This is a genomic window from Clostridium sp. Cult2, assembly GCF_021655075.1.
GTDB lineage: Bacteria > Bacillota > Clostridia > Tissierellales > Tepidimicrobiaceae > Schnuerera.
The window spans coordinates 45558-63392 of the sequence record NZ_PPXX01000061.1; the positions used below are offsets into that span (position 1 = coordinate 45558).

A 17835-nucleotide genomic window follows, 5' to 3' on the forward strand; every position below is an offset into this window, starting at 1 on the left:
TAACACCCCCTATAATATTTATATCACATCATTTGTAGAATATACAGTAGGAAAATAAATATTAGCCATTTATGGCTAATATTTATTTTATTTGCTTTTCAACAATAGTGGAAACCATGCTCAAAGCTTCTTCAATTTTTGTTATATCTTTACCTCCTGCTTGAGCCATGTCTGGGCGACCGCCACCACCGCCTCCTGTAATTTTAGCTACTTCTTTAATTAGATTTCCTGCATGAATACCCCTTTCAACTAAATCCTTTGTAACCATTGAAACAAAAGAAAGTTTACCTTTATCTACACTGGCTAAAACAATTACACAAGTATCTAAAGCATTTCTTATTTCATCTCCAAGATTTCTTAGGCTATTCATATCCATATTATCTACTTTATAAGTTATTATATTAATACCATTAATCTCTACTTTAGTATTTATTATTTCATCAGCTATAGATGTAGCCATTTTGGATTTTAGAGAGTCTATTTCTCTATCTCTTTCCTTTAGTTCTTCAGTAATATTTTTTATCCTGTCAATCATGTCCTTCCTATTAGTTCTAATAATATGAGTAATTTGATTGATATCTTCTTCTAATTCTTCCATATACTCATAAACAGCCCTGCCGGTTATAGCTTCAATCCTTCTAATTCCAGAAGCAATACTTGATTCACTAATTATTTTGAAAAGACCAATATTACTTGTATTATTTACATGGGTACCACCACAAAGTTCTTTTGAATAATCTCCCATTTGAATAACTCTAACAAAATCCTTATATTTGTCCTCAAATAGCCCAACTATACCCAATTCTTCTGATTCTTTCAATGTCATTTCATTTGTTTTTACCTCTAAAGAATCAAGTATTCTTTCATTTACTATATTTTCTATCTGTTTTAGATCCTCATCTTTTACCCCTTCATAGTGAGTAAAGTCAAATCTTAACCTATTTGGTAATACTATTGAACCTGCTTGATTTACATGTTCACCTAGTACTTCCTTCAATGCTTTATGGAGTAAATGTGTAGCTGAGTGATTTCTCATAATATCCTTTCTGTTTTTTTCATCAACCATGGCTAATACTAAATCTTCTGTATTAATCTTCCCTTTTTCAACTCTAACTAAATGAATTATGGTCTCATCTTTAGTATACTTTGTATCCATTACCTTGCCATAAAACCCTTCATTTTTTAAATATCCTATATCCCCTACCTGTCCTCCACTTTCAGCATAGAAAGGAGTCTCCTTTAAAATTACAATACCTTCTTCATTTTCTCCAATACTATCAACCATATTACCATCCCTAGAGATACCAATTACTTCTGTTTCCAAAGATGTATTATCATATCCTTTAAACAAGGTATTGTAACCTTCTATCAATTCTAAAGGACTTCCATTTTTCCAACCTGAATCAGAAAATTCTTCTCTAGCTTTTCTTGCTCTATCCCTTTGTTCTTCCATATGTTTATTGAATTCATCTTCATCTACAGATAATCCTTTCTCTTCTAGAATTTCCTTAGTTAAGTCTAAGGGGAAACCATAAGTATCATAGAGTTTAAAAGCTTTTTCTCCATTTAGATATCTTTCACCATCTTCTAGTATTCCTTCTATATAGCCTTCTAATATATGGATGCCCTGATGAATAGTTTCCTGGAATTTTTCTTCTTCTGCTTCTATTACTTTCTTAATTTGTTCTTCTCTCTCTCTTATCTCAACATATTCTATCTTCCAAGATTCTATCACTTTTTCTACAATACTGTTCAAAAATGCTTCCTCAATTCCTAACAATTTACCGTGTCTTGCTGCCCTCCTTATTAACCTTCTTAATACATAACCTCTACCTTCATTACTTGGAAGGACTCCATCGGATACGAGGAAAGTAACTGCCCTAGCATGATCTGTAATAACCCTTATAGAGACATCAATTTTAGAATCCACTCCATATTTCTTTCCAGAAACAATCTCAACTTGGTTAAGTATCTTTTTTATTTCTTCTACTTCAAAAATATTATCTGCATTTTCCATTACTGCAGCAATCCTCTCAAGACCCATACCCGTATCAATATTTGGATGCTCTAATGGATGGTATACACCAAATTCATCTTTATCAAATTGAGTAAATACTAAATTCCATACCTCAATAAATCTATCACATTCACAACCTGGTTGGCAAGTTGCTTCACCACAACCATATTCTTCTCCTCTGTCCACATATATTTCGGAACAAGGCCCACAAGGTCCTACCTCCAATTCCCAAAAGTTGTCCTCTTTTCCCAAACGTACAATTTTTTGCTCATCTAATCCTATATCCTTATTCCATATTTCATAGGCTTCTTCATCATCTAAGTATATTGATGCCCAAAGATTTTCTTCTGGTATCTCCATCCTTTCAGTTAAAAACTCCCAAGCCCATTCTATAGCTTCTTTTTTAAAATAATCACCAAAAGAAAAATTACCTAACATCTCAAAAAATGTAGCATGCCTATCCGTTTTCCCCACATTTTCTATGTCTCCAGTTCTTATACATTTTTGACAAGTTACAACTCTCTTATTAGGAGGAATTTTTTCTCCTGTAAAATATGGTTTCAAAGGAGCCATCCCTGCGTTTATCAATAGCAAACTCTTATCGCTTTTAGGCACTAAAGAAAAACTTGGTAATATTAAGTGGCCTTTTTCTTCAAAAAATTTTAAAAACTCTTCTCTTATTTCATGTAAACCTATATTTTTCATCAGTTGTACACCTCACTCGAATATTTTAAAAAAATTCGTCCCTCATCAAAGGGACGAGAATTCACGTTCATACTTATATTTGGATTATAATTTAAACTTAAATTTTTGTCAAACTAAAAGGTAACAGTCAAATTGTTCTATACATTTCTATTTCTTACTTTTTCCATAAAAAATCCATAGAGAATTTTAAATACTGCTACTGCAGGAATTGAAAATATCATACCCATAACTCCAAACATTCCGCCACCTATTACTAATGCTAACAATATGGTAATAGGATGTATACCAGTGGTCTCTCCTATAATTTTAGGTGCTAAGACATTGTTCTCTACCCATTGAATACCAATAAATAAAATAGCTACCCATAAAGATTTAATAGGACTACTTAATAAAGCAAAGAATACAGCAGGCAAAAATCCAATGAAGGGTCCAAAATAAGGTATAATATCAGCTATTCCAGTTATTATTCCAATAACTATAGCAAAATCAATCTTCAATATCAATAATAAAATTGTTGTTGCAACACCTACATAGATGGCTAATATTAATCTACCTCTAATAAATTGACTTAAGGCCCTATCAATTTCCAAAGACAATTCTTTAACTTCTTTCCTCATTTTTTTAGGTATTGTCAAATAAATTTTAGTTTTAAAATAATCCTTGTCTTTTAAAAAATAAAAAGTTAATATTGGGATTAATATAAGACTAACCACCTTTGAGAAAGTAGCTATAACACCTTCAAAAAACCTGCTAATACCATTAATTATTACATTTTCAATACTTTGAAAACTGTTTAATATTACACCTTCAATACTCTGTAAAATAGGTGGCATATTGTCAATATTTGTATAATATTTGTAATATAAATTATCAACGAATTTAGAAAATTTCTCAAAATATATAGGAATAACAGCTAAAAATCTTTTTAGTTCTTTCCCAGTTTTAGGAAATACTAAAAATGATAATATAATTATAATCCCAATAATCACCATATATACTATTAAAACTCCCAAACCCCTTGATATATTGTGTTTTTCAAAAAAATTGATTATTGGGTTAAATAGATAAGCTAAAATTGCTGAAATAATTATGGTTTTAAGAGTATCGGATAAAATACCATATTCTTTAGATAGTAAATAAAAGAAATAAATAAAGATCAAAATAAATAGAATAGGTAATATCTTTTTTTTGTTAATTTTTATCTGTTTATTGATTTCCACATACTTATTCCCAATATGTATTAAATAGTAAATAGCTAAAATTAAAAGGGTAGAAATTATTAATATTAAATTTCTAATTAAAACTGATGAATGTACATTCATAATACTTGTCTCCATATCTATTAATCTAATAGGCAGCAACTAGCTGCCTATCCCCATAGTGAATTCATACCATTAAATAAGGTTGATTTTGCTCTTCTAGCAGTTCTCATAATCCTTCTTCTTTGCATAGGCCCCATTCTAGTTCCAAAAATCATACCTATAGAGGCTCCTAATATGCTACCTAATAAAGCTCCATTCCTAAAGCCATTATTATCCATATATATCCTCTCCTTTATCCTTTATATCTATTATTCTCTCATCTAAAACATATTTAATTCTATATATTTTTTCTAAATGTTGATAATTTTGCTAATTTATATAAGATATTTATAAGGCATATGGATATAGTCCTTGTTAATATGAACATTTCTTAGGAGAGGTATATAATTCCTACCTTTAATTAAATCTTCGAATAATCCCTCAGTAATTATGAAACCATGTATAGATCCATCTTCTTTATTTATAACAATATCCTTTACATAACCAACACATTCTCCATCTTCCAGTCTAATCTCTTTGTTAATAAATTTGTATTTACTTTTTGAATCTTCATCTATTTTATATTGAAATACATCAATATCTTCAACATAAATAACCTCATTATTTTTTGGTAAGTTAATACCTCTATATGGAATTGAAAGCTTGTTTTTGATAATTTTATCATTCTTAACGATTAAAAAATTAATTTTTTTAAAATTATCAGAATAACTTACGTCCAAAATCCTACCAATAAGCTTCTTGGTTTTTTTGTCTAACACTTCTAATGTTATCAACTGTTTATATCTTATCATAAATATACCCCTCTTCTATTTTGATTCATTATATATTGTTCCTTGGACAATATATAATTATTTTGCAAAATTTACCCAGTCTCTTATTTGAGATTTAAGGCAATAGAGGGGATAATCATATTAATGATGGTGAGCATCATCATCTGGATTGAAATCATCTAATCCATCTATGTGTATGTTATTCTTTTTTGAATAATCTAGTAAAGCTGATTTAATAGCTTGTTCAGCTAAAACAGAACAATGCATCTTTATAGGTGGTAGTCCATCTAAAGCCTCTGCAACTTTTTTATTGGTTATTTCCATTGCTTCTTCTATAGTTTTTCCCTTAATCAATTCCGTTGCCATACTAGATGATGCTATTGCTGAACCACAACCAAAGGTTTTAAACTTTACATCTATGATAATTCCATCTTCTATTTTCAAATACATCTTCATTATATCCCCACATCGTGGATTACCTACTTCTCCAACCCCATCAGCATTTTCTATTTCTCCAACATTTCTTGGATTTTGAAAATGCTCCATTACTTTTTCTGAATACATTTATTTGACCTCCTTAACATTCTCATATAAAGGTGACATTGACCTTAATCTAGACACAATTTCTACTAGTTTCTCTACAACAAAGTCAACTTCTTCCTCTGTATTATAATCTCCCAAAGATAATCTTAAAGATCCATGAGCTATTTCGTGAGGCAAACCTATAGCTAATAACACATGGGATGGTTCTAATGTTCCCGAAGTACATGCAGAACCACTGGAACCAGCAATACCTACCATGTCCAAACTAAGTAACAAAGATTCTCCTTCTATAAATTCAAAACATATATTAACATTACCAGGTAATCTATTTGTTGGATGACCATTAAGTCTAACATAATCAATTTTTTCAAAAATTTTATTAATCAATCTTTCTCTCAGATTAATTAATTTTGCATTGTTTTCATCTAAGCTTTCATAAGCTAATTCAATGGCTTTACCCATTCCAACAATTCCTGGCACGTTTTCTGTCCCTGCTCTACGGTTTCTTTCCTGACCTCCACCTGCAATAAGAGAATCTATCTTTACGCCCTGTCTTATATATAAGGCCCCCACGCCTTTTGGTCCATAAAACTTATGTGCTGCTAAAGATAATAAGTCTATATTAAATTCATCTACATCTATATTAATATGACCTACAGCTTGAACTGCATCAGTGTGAAAATAAATATCTTTCTCTTTAGCTATTCTTCCAATTTCTTTGATAGGCTGAATAGTACCTATTTCGTTATTTGCAAACATAATAGAGATTAATATGGTGTTGTCAGTAATAGATTCCTCCAATTGTTTTAAATCTACAATCCCATATTCATCTACATCTAAATAGGTTACTCTAAATCCTTGTTTCTCTAAATATTCACATGTATGAAGAATGCCATGATGCTCTATTTTTGAAGTAATAATATGATTTCCTTTTTTTCTATTGGCAAATGCAATCCCCTTAAGGGCCCAATTATCAGCCTCAGAACCACCTGCAGTAAAAAAAATTTCATTGTTTTTAGCATTTAGTGCTTTGGCTATTTTTTCCCTTGAAATCTCTATGGCATTTTTGGATTGACTCCCCAAAGAATATATACTTGATGGATTTCCATATTTAGTGGTAAAATACGGTAACATCTCATGGAGAACTTCTTCTTTTACTGGTGTTGTAGCTGAGTTGTCCATATAAATAATTTTTTCCATAACGATTCCTCCTAAGCTTTTGTTTGTTTTAATTCAAATCGCGCTTGTTCATCAAGCATATCCTGCAATGATATGGAATCAATAACTTGATTAATGCTATCTCTCATTTGCATCCAAACCAACTTGGTTACACAGTATTCTTCCTTTTCACAACCGTAATTATTATCAATTACACAATCAGCTGGAGCCATATCACCTTCAAGTACTCTAAGTATATTCCCTACAGTAATATTATTAGGAGGTTTGGCTAACATATACCCACCTTGAGCACCTCTAACACTATTTAATAATCCTGCTTTTCTTAAGGAAGAAACTAGTTGTTCTAAATAGTTTTCCGAAAGTTCTTGTGCACTAGCAATACTATTCAAGGGTATGGGTCCTTCTCCATAATGACGTGCTAATTGAAACATAGCTTTTAATCCATATCTTCCCCTAGTAGATAGTCTCATTTAACCACCTCTTTTAATTCCAACCAAAGTACTTGGTATTCTGTAATAAGTATATTATACCCTAGTATCTTTGTCAACATTCAAATTAAATATATTTTACACAATAAAAAAAGAAGAGCTTTCGCTCCCCTCTTTAACAACTAATCCCATATAATATCATCAAATTGTGGTGGGAAAAATTCTGGAAATGGACTATAATCAAAGTCGTCACAAATGTCTTCAGGACTGAATTCTTCACAAGGATCTGGCTCAGGGCAATATCCAAAAGTAGGAATTAACAATTGTACTGTTCCAACAACTTTAACTACTATAAATACTCCTACTGCAAAGGTTAATATCTTTCCAGTTTGAATAGGTTGACCTAATACTAATGAACTAGTTTCTACTACTATTCTAAATTCAAATTCATCTCTTGCATCTGGTATGAATAGGATAATATCTTTTAAAATATCTGGTAAAAATCCTGGAATTATTTTTCCATCTTTAGTTTTTATTTCAAAAGGTATTCTCAATGTAAATCTTACCCTTCTAAAATTAGGTCTATTTTCAATATCTGTCACTACAAGAGTTCCAGGTACAATAAATCCTGGTTTAAATCTTATGCTCTCAAAAGTTTTACCATCTAAATCTACTTCTATTTTTGGGAAACATTCTCTTTGCTGACAACTAGCAAAAACTTTATCTACAATAATACAGTCATTCTCAAAACATCCAAGCATTTCTCGAACTGCGTTATCAAGATTTAAATCTTTCATCCCTATTTCACTCCTTTATTTTTAATAAAACCACTTTTACTTTCATATTATGAAATAAGGATACTTTTGTGCTATTTATATAGCAATAGGAGGTAATAAAATGAAAAATTTTTTAATCAATGACAATTTAATTATAAACTCCGAAGGAGAGTTCATATTATTTTGCTTAGATAATCAAGGTGAAGTAAAATATACTAAATATGCCTTTCCAAATAAGACAATGGAAACTTCAATTTTACATAAGAATAATATATTGAAATATTCAGTAACAATTGACGAAAATGATAGTATACATTTAATAGCACTAACTAAACTAGGAGAACTAAACTATTCTATTTACAAGGATAATAGATGGTCTAACGCAATAATTGCAAAGTTTGATTTTAAATCTAATATTTATAATGATATAAATATATTATTGGAAGGTAATAATGTAAATATCATATATAACCATGCCAACTTAATAAACTCTAAACTTTGGACTATACAACATGTAATAGGAGATAGACAAAGTTGGGATAAACATAAAATTGTAAGTCTAATGGTTGATAAAACATTTGCCTATTTCCAGTTAGATATTGACTCTTTTGGTTCCATACATCTATTGTATAGTTCATTTGAAGGTAATGGACATCAGGTTTATCATACCTTTTACAATTCTTATGCAAAAAAATGGAATCCTATCCCTAAAAAATTATCTTCACCAAATACAAATACATTATTTCCATATTTATTTGTTGATACTAAAGACAATCTTCATGCAATATGGTTAGAGAAATTAAATATGAATAATACATTAAAATATTGTAGATTGACCTCAAAAGGAAATGAAAAATATATATGGAAGCAAATAAAGATTCCATATATATCAGATTGCAATAATATGCCAATAATTATTGAGGAAAAGGGAGTATTAAAAATAGTTTATTTAACAAATAAAGTTATTGGATTCCTATATTCATCAGATAGCGGCACCACTTGGTATAAAGGTGATGAAATAGAAATTAATCCTTCTAAAATTAGCTTAGTTAGAGTTTCAGAAAATTCAATGAAATTGAAACATATAAAAATTAATCATGCTTATTGTACTATTGAACAATCCATATATTTCTATTTTTTAAGCTCCATCAATTCAATAGATGTTATGGAAATAGATAATCCTCCAGAAGATCATACAATTTCCCAAGTAGATATAATAGGCTCTGATGAAGAAATAATTTCAAAAGTTAATAAACTATTAGAAACTCAAGAAGAAATAAGAAACATTTTATATAAAGCCATAGATTCTCAAAATAGAATAGAAGAAAATATAGAAAGTATATTTAAAATACTAGATGTTGATAAAAGCTCAATTTTCGATAAATTATTTCGTTCATCTAAATAGTTAATTTTTTAATAGACCTTTTGCCATTCTTCCTTTCAAAAAAGTAAATATTACTTACTTCAATACCTAACTTTTTTGCCTCTCTTTTTAATATATCTAAATACTTTATATTACCAAATTTAATAGAGTAACTACATCCAGCTTTTATCTCACAGGGAGTAGATATAAGCTGGAATTCTTTATATCCTAGTCCATCTAAAGATGAAAATAAATACATTGCCATATTTTTGCTTGTAAATGCACATATATAATATCTATTGTTATATCCCATAATTCTTCCCCCTTTTATAGATTGTTCTTTTTATATTATAAAATTTTATTTCATTTTCTTATCATTTTACATTACCTTTTATCCACTATTCTATACATTATATTCAAAAGAAATTTTATTGATAATTTTAGTATAGAATCTTACCTAGGCTAAAAGCTATAAACTCTATGTGGATAACAGTGTCAATATCGGTAGAAAAACATATCTATATATTGAATAAATACATTCCTATTTTATGGCTGTTTGTTGTCCTTTACAGGAATAGATGATAATAGTGGTAGGGTTAAAGCTTGCATTAAATTTAATTACTGTATTAAAAATAGATAGGAGGGATTTATGTTGATAATTACTGCTCATCAACCTAACTATATTCCCTGGCTTGGTTTTTTTCACAGGATGAATTATGTTGATAAATTCGTAATACTAGATAATGTACAATTTACAAAAGATGCATTTATTCAAAGAAACAAAATAAAAACTTCAAATGGAGAGTTGATGCTAACAGTACCTGTTAAAGTAAAAACGGATACATTAATAAAGGATGTTTTAATAGATAATTCCCAAAGTTGGCAAAAAAGGCACTGGTTATCTATTAAATACAACTATAACAAATCACCCTATTGGGATTATTTGTCAAATGAGCTAGAAGATATATATAATAAAAATTGGATTAAACTATTTGACTTAAATATGAAAATAATTGAACTTATTCGAAATAAACTCAATATTAATACAGAAATAATTATCGCATCAGAGTTAAAACAAGACTTTGGAAAAAAAACAAACTTGCTTATAGCTTTATGCAAACACCTAGAGGCAGACACCTTTTTCTCAGGAGCTGGTAGCAAAACATATATTGAACAAGAAAAATTTAATCAAAATAATATAAATCTATTTTTTCAAAATTATAATCATCCTATTTATAAACAAAGAATGGGTAATTTTATCTCACACTTGTCCATATTGGATTTATTATTTAATTGCGGTCCTAAGTCTTTAGAAATCCTTATACAAGGAAATCTTCATAATAACAATCACTCCCCCTTTTAGGGTTACATTTTTTTATACAACCATACAATAAAATAAGGATAATTAAGAGAAAGGAAAGTATTATGAAAAAATCAATATATTACCCTGTTAATAAAAATATAAAACTTCATATTCCACCACATATATATGATAGCATTCATGGAAAAGATGGAGTGAGTGTTGTTTGCTGTACTAATAAAAAAAATAATTTAAATAATATTTTAGATAATTTTATATCTCAAACCTATGACAAAAAGGAACTAATCGTTATTCTTAATTATGATAACCCTGATATAGACAATTGGGAAAAATATATTTCTTCATATGAAAACATACAAGTCCATGCTTTAGATAGTAAGTATTCCTTGGGTAATTGCCTAAACTATGGGGTGTCCAAATCCATCTACCCTATTATTGCAAAATTTGATGATGATGATTTTTATGGCCCTAATTATTTAAAGGATATGGTAAAGCCTTTTTATTTTACTAATGCAGATGTGATAGGAAAAGCAACCACTTATGTCTATTTTCTTAAGAAAAAAATATTAGCTATAAGAAATATTAATAAAGATAACAGATATACCTCTAGGGTTGAAGGTCCTACCTTAGTATTTAAAAAGGAAGTATTTCAAAAAGTGAACTTTCAAAATAAAACATTAGGCGAAGATATAGCCTTCTGTAATGACTGTATTAGAAATGGTTTTACAATATTTTCAACCAACAAAGATAACTTTGTGTATATTAGAAATGACGAAAATACACATACTTGGAAAATTAATAATAATTATTTCTTGAAAGGATGTATAAAAGTTTGTGAAACCCATGATTTTAGAAATCATATATAGGGCCAATATTGTTTAAAATTCATATATTATACTAGATAAATATATCAATGTTGTAATTTTGGAAAGATATATTAATGGAGGAGAGTTTTATGAATCAAAATAACGAAAAAAGAATAAATTCTTACAATGCAATTGCTGAAAAAAGAGTCATAGAAAAAATATTACAAAACAAAAATAGACCTGTTAACAAAATTCTATTCATGCCAACAAATGGATGTGGTTTAGGTCATGTAACCCGTACCTTAGCAGTAGCAAGAAGATTAAAAGAAATGTACCCTAAGGTAGAAATAGTTTTTTTTACTACTAGTTTCGCCTTAAATATAATTCAAAAAGAAGGGTTTTTATCATATTATTTCCCGTCTATGAACTTTTTTTCTAAACATATCTCTCAAAAAGATATAGATAATAATCTTGAAGAGGAGTTAATCAGAATAATCAATAGACATGAAATTGATACCTTAGTATTCGATGGCGTATATCCATATGTTTTCCTAATTAATGCAATAGAGAAATCAAGAGTATCAAATGCTATATGGATTCAAAGAGGAATGCATAAATCAGGTAAATCAAAAGTGGTTATTGAACGAGAACGCTACTTCAATTTAATCATAGTACCTGGGGAAGCCAACAGAAATACTAATGTTTTACAAAGAAATAGCAAGTTTCGCTATTGTCCTCCTATAATCTACTCCTATAAAGAAGAATTACTACCTAAAGAAGTTGTATTAAAAATGTGGAACCTAGATTCTAATAAGAAAACAGTATATATCCAATTAGGGGAAGGATTATATGAAGATATAAATAGCTTAATTTATAAAATCATAAAGGTCTTAAAGGATAGAGATGATTTACAAATTGTATTAGGAGAATCAATAATAGCCCATAAAAGATATCATGTGGATTCCGATATATTCATAATTAGAGATTATCCAAATTCAATTTATTTTAACGCCTTTGATTTCGCTATTGTTAATGGCTCATACAATACTTTTCATGAGACAATATATTTTGGAGTTCCAACCATACTGTTCCCAACCAGTACAACGGGAACTGACGACCAGATTGCTAGAGCTAATATTGCTGAAGAACTGGATACTGGCTTAGTTTTTAGAGATTTTGATTCAATAAAATTACAAAAGGCGGTTTCTAAAATATTAAATCCTATAACCAATCAAAGCATGAGAAATAATGCAAAAAATATTTTTGAGAATGGTGCTCACCTAGCTACAAAATATATAATGGAATCCATTTAGTTAATAATTATCCGTATAATTAGAAAAAGGGGCAATGGATATGAGGGTTTTAGTAATTGGTGCACATCCAGATGATATTGAACCTCAAATGGGAGGTACAATAGCTAAATTGACTAAAAATGGACATGAAGTTTTAATTCTGCAATTTACCGATACTGGAGGAGAATTAAATAATATAAGAATTCAAGAATCTATTGATGCTGCTAACATACTCGGAGCTGATATTAAACATCTTCATTACAATCAATATAATTTTACTTTTGACCGTAAAACTGTACAGAGTTTAGACAAGATTATTGAAGAATATAAACCTGATGAGATATATACATGTTGGGAATATGACTCCCATCAAGATCATCAAGCTGTATCAAAAATAGTCTTAGCTTCTTCTAGAAAAAATAATGCTAATGTTTTTTTCTTTGAGCCTATTATACCAGGTGGAATCATACCTTATGCTTTTAATAGTAATTATTTTGTAGATATAACTGATACTATAGAAATTAAAATCAAAAGTATAATGGCTCATAAATCTCAGGTAAAAAAGTTTGGCAATGGATGGGTAAATGCAATTTATGGAAGAGCAAGTTTTAGAGGGTTTCAAATAAATGTTAAATATGCAGAAGCATTTCAAATTGTAAAGATGATATATAGAATTTAAATACTTTAACTGCATTTATTGGAGGTATAGGATGGCAAATAATTAATTTTGCTTATCTAATCACAACTACTTCATATTGAATATATTGTATTACATGAGAAAGGAATCTAATAAATTCTAATAATCGAGGTGGTTGTATATGATATCCTTTGAACAAATAATCAATAGAGAAGAAAAAATATCCATTATTGGATTAGGATATGTTGGTATTTCTTTGGCTGTAAGTTTTGCTCAATATGCAAATGTAATAGGTTTTGATATAGATGTTAATAAAATTAACAATTATAAAAATGGTATTGATTTAACAAAACAAGTAGGAGATGATATACTAAATAATACTACAGTTTTATTTACATCAGATGAAAATAGATTAAGAGAGGCTAAATTTCATATAATAGCTGTACCAACGCCTATCTATCCGAACAAACTACCTAATTTAAAACATGTCATAGAAGCAAGTAAAATGCTGGGAAGAAATCTATTAAAAGATTCCATTGTAATCTATGAATCCACTGTGTATCCAGGAGTTACTGAAGAAATATGTGTACCCATTTTGGAAAAAGAATCAGGCCTAAAATGCGGTCCTGATTTTAAAATTGGATATTCACCAGAGAGAATTAATCCAGGTGATTACATTCATAGATTAGAAAACATAGTTAAAATTGTTTCTGGTATGGACAGTGAGACGTTAGATATTATAGATAAAGTCTATAATCTAATTATTAAAGTTGGAACTTATAGAGTTGAAAATATTAAAATTGCTGAAGCAGCAAAAGTAATCGAAAATACACAACGAGATATTAATATTGCTCTAATGAATGAAATATCCATAATACTTCATAAATTAGATATAGACACAAAATCCGTCCTAAAAGCAACTTCTACTAAATGGAATTCTCTCGATTTCACACCTGGATTGGTAGGTGGACATTGTATTGGTGTGGATTCATACTTCCTGACATATATAGCTGAGAAATTTGGATATAGTCCTAATCTAATTCTTACTGGTAGAAAGATAAACAATTTTATGAGTCAATATATAGCGGAAAACACTATTAATAAACTTATAGAATCTGGCAAAAGGTTAAAGGATACAAATGTAGCTATTCTTGGCTTTTCTTTTAAAGAAAATTGCTCAGATATTAGAAACACGAAAGTTGTGGATATTATAAATGAATTGAAAAAATATGACATTAATATAAAAGTAGTAGACCCCATTGTAAACCCAGATGAAGTAATAAATGAATATGGAATAAAACTTTGGGATGAAAAAGAAATTTACCCCGTTGATGCTATAATCTTTGCTGTACCTCATGAATATTTCTATAAATATACATTAAATAGTATTAAATTTATGTATGCTTTAGATAAAAAGCCAGTACTAATTGATATTAAAGGGATTTTTGATAAAAATGAAGCAGAATTCTTAGGATATAATTATTGGAGGCTATGATTCTTATTAATATAAAGTGGTTTTTGAATATTTGGATAGGATTAAAATTAAAACTGTAGGAAACTATTCATCTATAGTTTTCTACAGTTTCATATTATATATTAACAAATGTGGTATAATCCCTAACATCCTTCTCTACTATTATACAGTATTTTAATAAATCCTCATCCTTAATCTTCCAAGTATGCTTATCTAAAGAATCATGCCTTACGTAAACATGATGATATTTATTAGTTGAATATATTTTAAAACCATTTTTAACACAATCTTTTGAAAACTGTGTATCCACTCCACGAGGTATATTAGCAAATCTAACTCTGTTAAAAACCTTTTTTCGTATCAAAAGTGTCGGCCCATCCATATGTTTTACATATTTATTCTCATTTTCTGGATTGCGAACTGCCAATGTCTTAGATTTCTCAAAATAGACAAAAGAAGTTTTTTTACCAACTACATCAGCATCAACAATATCAAATGCTTTAATTAAATCCGAAAGATATTTTGGCCCATAATAATCATCATCATCAAACTTAGCGATAAAATCATATTTAGAATATAATATTCCAAAATTTAAACAATTCCCTAGGGTAATTTTTTCATCTAATTGAAAGACAGTTACATTCTCATATTGTTCTGCTACATCTAGCCATTCATTTATATTCAGATTATTATTGTTTAATACTAGTATCATTTCCTTCTTTTCAAAGTCTTGTCTTTTATAATTATCAAATATATTTTGCATACAATTTTGTCGCATTGTAACCATTATTATAGATACGCCATAATTTTCACTAGAATCTTTAGTACTAAAGTTTTTTTCATAGTAATTCGTTAGTTTTTTCTTATTTTTATGAATAAAATTATCTAAAGATTTATTTACAGGATTCTTGGCCAAGGCTCCCCCTCCATATAATTTGTTTTTTCGAATACACACAATAATTGCAAAAATATTATATATTAGGTAAAAATAATTTGGTGCTTTTACCTATTACAAGTCTATTTGCCTTTTTTAACCCTTTTTCCTTATTAATTATTGAACCTTCTCCAATAATAGAATTATCTATAGGTATTCCCACCCCAGATATGGTACAATCATCAAATATTATAGAATTTTCTATATTTGACTTGTCTATATTTACGCCTTTTCCTATGGATGTATATGGACCTATATAGGAATATTTTATAATGGAATTTTCTCCAACTATTATTGGTCCTCTGATTATACTATTATATATAACCGCACCATCCTCAAGGACAACCTTGCCAGACACATGAGAATTTATCAATTCTCCTTTTATATTATTAATAATATAAGATAATCTATTTGCATTTTCGTCTACTACATCCTTAGGGCTTCCTACATCCCTCCAATGGCCATCTAGTATTTCATAATCTATATCATATCCATTCTGTAAAAGCCATTTTATTGCATCGGTTATCTCGTATTCTTTACGACTAGAAGGTTTAATTTCTTTAATGGCTTTAAAAATATTTTTATCAAAAGCATATAAACCTGTGATGGCCCAATTACTAAAAGCTCTTTTTGGTTTCTCTTCTAAATTAATTATTTTATCATTCCCTATATAGGCTACGCCATATTTTTCTGGATTATCTACTTCTTTTAATAAAATTTTACAACTTTTCTTATTAGTAATAAAATCTACAACAAACTCTTTTAAACTAGTATCAAAGGAATTATCTCCAAGGACCATAACAAACTTTTCATTATCTACAAATTTTTCAGCAAATGAAAGACCATGGGCAATACCTTGAGGATTTTCTTGAATTATATATTGAAAATCATGATTAAAATATTTGCTTAATGTACTTTGAAATATGGATTTATTGTAATTATTTACAATTATTCCAATTTCACTTATGCCTGAATTGAAAAGCAATTCTATAGTGTAGACTAATAATGGCCTATTAGCTATTGGGATTAATTGTTTTGGTACTGTATAGGTAATAGGCTGTAGCCTAGTTCCTCTTCCTCCGCATAATATTATCCCTTTCAAATTAATACCCCCTCTTTAACCATAGTTGTTTTTTATACTTAATATTTATAGTACGAAATCTTAATATATACCAAATCATCCAATAAATCTTTCATGGTTTAATATAAATATATTTCATTTAAGACAGAATGTTACTTATCCATATAAAAATATAAGAATTGGGTAACAACTATTATTTATTAACATAGTCATAATATAGGAATATAGGATTATGCAAGATGTTTTGAAAATAAAGTAGCTCTACGGCCATGCTTATAGGGGGAGTGTATATGAAAAATTCTTATAGTAAATACGTTGAAGATTATATAAAAAAAAGGATGAAACAGTTAAAAACAAGAAGTAATCTAAGTGTATCTGTAATAACCTGTACTAATTTACCCTATAGTCTAAGCAATATCTTAGAAAACTTTATAAGGCAAGATTACGAAAAAAAGGAACTAATTATAATAATAAACAATAATAATATTGATGAAAAGGAATGGATAGAAACAACATCCAAATATGACTATATAAGAGTATTTAAATTAGATGAAAAAATTTCCTTAGGAAAATGTTTAAACTTTGGAGTGGATAGGGCTAAATATGATATTATTGCAAAATTTGATGATGATGACTATTATGGTCCTAAGTATTTATCGGATTCAACTCAATATTTTAACAGCACCAACGCTAAAGTTGTGGGAAAAGGTACTACTTTAATTTACTTTGTTGCAAGTGAAATCTTATCCATAAGAGAGCCTGGAAAAGAAAATAAATATGTAAAGTTCGTTAACGGTTCAACTTTGGTATTTAAAAAGGAAGTCTTTGACAAAGTCCGCTTTCGAGATATAAGTCTTACTGAAGATGTACATTTCTGCAATGATTGCATTAAAAAAGGCATAAAAGTATATTCATCTAGTAGATATCATCATGTTTATTTCAGACATCCTTCTAAAGAAAATCATACATGGAAAATAAAAGATGAAGAATTCTTAAGTTCATATTGTAGTACTGATGTGCTTAAAAAACATTTAGACAATATTGATGATATTAGGCGATTTGCTGATATTTGAAAAATAAACAAACACGAGACTGTAATAAATTTTGTGCTTTAAGTAAGTTTGATTACTCTGATCTGACAAGAAAATTTAGATTTAATTTAGATAATAATTTTTCAAATTTGATAC

At 28.8% G+C, this 17835-nt stretch carries 18 protein-coding genes; 7 read left to right on the forward strand and 11 right to left on the reverse strand.

The features are described from left to right. Positions 1–82 precede the first annotated feature (82 nt). The 8 genes from alaS to C3E90_RS07200 all read right to left on the reverse strand — a co-directional run bounded on the left by alaS (position 83) and on the right by C3E90_RS07200 (position 7761). The gene (alaS, locus tag C3E90_RS07165; RefSeq protein WP_236914982.1) at positions 83–2722 is read right to left on the reverse strand and encodes an alanine--tRNA ligase; all 2640 of its coding nucleotides are present in this window, start codon (positions 2720–2722) and stop codon (positions 83–85) included. A 137-nt stretch (positions 2723–2859) separates the two neighbouring features. After that, complete coding sequence (locus tag C3E90_RS07170) at positions 2860–4044, reverse strand: AI-2E family transporter (RefSeq protein WP_236914983.1); 1185 nt, start codon at positions 4042–4044, stop codon at positions 2860–2862. Between the two features lie 47 nt (positions 4045–4091). Then, positions 4092–4262 carry a hypothetical protein gene (locus tag C3E90_RS07175; RefSeq protein ID WP_236914984.1) on the reverse strand — a complete coding sequence of 57 codons (171 nt, stop codon included), beginning with the start codon at positions 4260–4262 and terminating at the stop codon, positions 4092–4094. A 96-nt stretch (positions 4263–4358) separates the two neighbouring features. Further along, positions 4359–4835 (reverse strand): PRC-barrel domain-containing protein, encoded by a 477-nt coding sequence (locus C3E90_RS07180; RefSeq protein WP_236914985.1) that lies wholly within the window; start codon positions 4833–4835, stop codon positions 4359–4361. A gap of 120 nt (positions 4836–4955) precedes the next feature. Further along, positions 4956–5378, reverse strand: coding sequence for a Fe-S cluster assembly scaffold protein NifU (gene nifU, locus C3E90_RS07185; RefSeq protein ID WP_236914986.1), 423 nt, complete (start codon positions 5376–5378; stop codon positions 4956–4958). Beyond that, positions 5379–6557: a cysteine desulfurase NifS gene (gene nifS, locus C3E90_RS07190; RefSeq protein WP_236914987.1), complete on the reverse strand. Its 1179-nt coding sequence runs from the start codon at positions 6555–6557 to the stop codon at positions 5379–5381. A gap of 11 nt (positions 6558–6568) precedes the next feature. Continuing rightward, complete coding sequence (locus C3E90_RS07195; RefSeq protein WP_236914988.1) at positions 6569–7006, reverse strand: RrF2 family transcriptional regulator; 438 nt, start codon at positions 7004–7006, stop codon at positions 6569–6571. Positions 7007–7146: 140 nt separating this feature from the next. Next, positions 7147–7761: a hypothetical protein gene (locus C3E90_RS07200; RefSeq protein ID WP_236914989.1), complete on the reverse strand. Its 615-nt coding sequence runs from the start codon at positions 7759–7761 to the stop codon at positions 7147–7149. A gap of 100 nt (positions 7762–7861) precedes the next feature. Here C3E90_RS07200 and C3E90_RS07205 point away from each other — a divergent pair, with 100 nt between their 5' ends. Further along, positions 7862–9145: a hypothetical protein gene (locus C3E90_RS07205; RefSeq protein WP_236914990.1), complete on the forward strand. Its 1284-nt coding sequence runs from the start codon at positions 7862–7864 to the stop codon at positions 9143–9145. Here the strand turns inward: C3E90_RS07205 and C3E90_RS07210 are convergent. After that, positions 9138–9416: a DUF3343 domain-containing protein gene (locus C3E90_RS07210; RefSeq protein WP_236914991.1), complete on the reverse strand. Its 279-nt coding sequence runs from the start codon at positions 9414–9416 to the stop codon at positions 9138–9140. The two genes, C3E90_RS07205 and C3E90_RS07210, sit on opposite strands and share 8 nt — an antisense overlap. A gap of 336 nt (positions 9417–9752) precedes the next feature. On the opposite strand from C3E90_RS07210, the gene C3E90_RS07215 reads away from it, so the two are divergent. The 5 genes from C3E90_RS07215 to C3E90_RS07235 all read left to right on the forward strand — a co-directional run bounded on the left by C3E90_RS07215 (position 9753) and on the right by C3E90_RS07235 (position 14654). Next, positions 9753–10466 carry a WbqC family protein gene (locus C3E90_RS07215; RefSeq protein WP_236914992.1) on the forward strand — a complete coding sequence of 238 codons (714 nt, stop codon included), beginning with the start codon at positions 9753–9755 and terminating at the stop codon, positions 10464–10466. A gap of 62 nt (positions 10467–10528) precedes the next feature. Then, positions 10529–11290: a glycosyltransferase gene (locus tag C3E90_RS07220; protein WP_236914993.1), complete on the forward strand. Its 762-nt coding sequence runs from the start codon at positions 10529–10531 to the stop codon at positions 11288–11290. 89 nt (positions 11291–11379) lie between these two features. After that, complete coding sequence (locus C3E90_RS07225; RefSeq protein WP_236914994.1) at positions 11380–12543, forward strand: glycosyltransferase; 1164 nt, start codon at positions 11380–11382, stop codon at positions 12541–12543. 40 nt (positions 12544–12583) lie between these two features. Beyond that, positions 12584–13201, forward strand: coding sequence for a PIG-L deacetylase family protein (locus tag C3E90_RS07230; protein WP_236914995.1), 618 nt, complete (start codon positions 12584–12586; stop codon positions 13199–13201). 139 nt (positions 13202–13340) lie between these two features. Beyond that, a complete protein-coding gene (locus tag C3E90_RS07235) occupies positions 13341–14654 on the forward strand; it encodes a nucleotide sugar dehydrogenase (protein ID WP_236914996.1) in 1314 nt (437 codons plus the stop codon). A gap of 94 nt (positions 14655–14748) precedes the next feature. Here the strand turns inward: C3E90_RS07235 and C3E90_RS07240 are convergent, their stop codons facing one another. Further along, positions 14749–15549, reverse strand: coding sequence for a glycosyltransferase (locus C3E90_RS07240; RefSeq protein ID WP_236914997.1), 801 nt, complete (start codon positions 15547–15549; stop codon positions 14749–14751). 55 nt (positions 15550–15604) lie between these two features. Next, the gene (locus C3E90_RS07245) at positions 15605–16669 is read right to left on the reverse strand and encodes a glucose-1-phosphate thymidylyltransferase (protein WP_236914998.1); all 1065 of its coding nucleotides are present in this window, start codon (positions 16667–16669) and stop codon (positions 15605–15607) included. A gap of 269 nt (positions 16670–16938) precedes the next feature. Between C3E90_RS07245 and C3E90_RS07250 the strand changes: the two genes are divergently transcribed. Next, positions 16939–17721: a glycosyltransferase gene (locus C3E90_RS07250; RefSeq protein ID WP_236914999.1), complete on the forward strand. Its 783-nt coding sequence runs from the start codon at positions 16939–16941 to the stop codon at positions 17719–17721. The last annotated feature ends 114 nt before the right edge of the window (positions 17722–17835 follow it).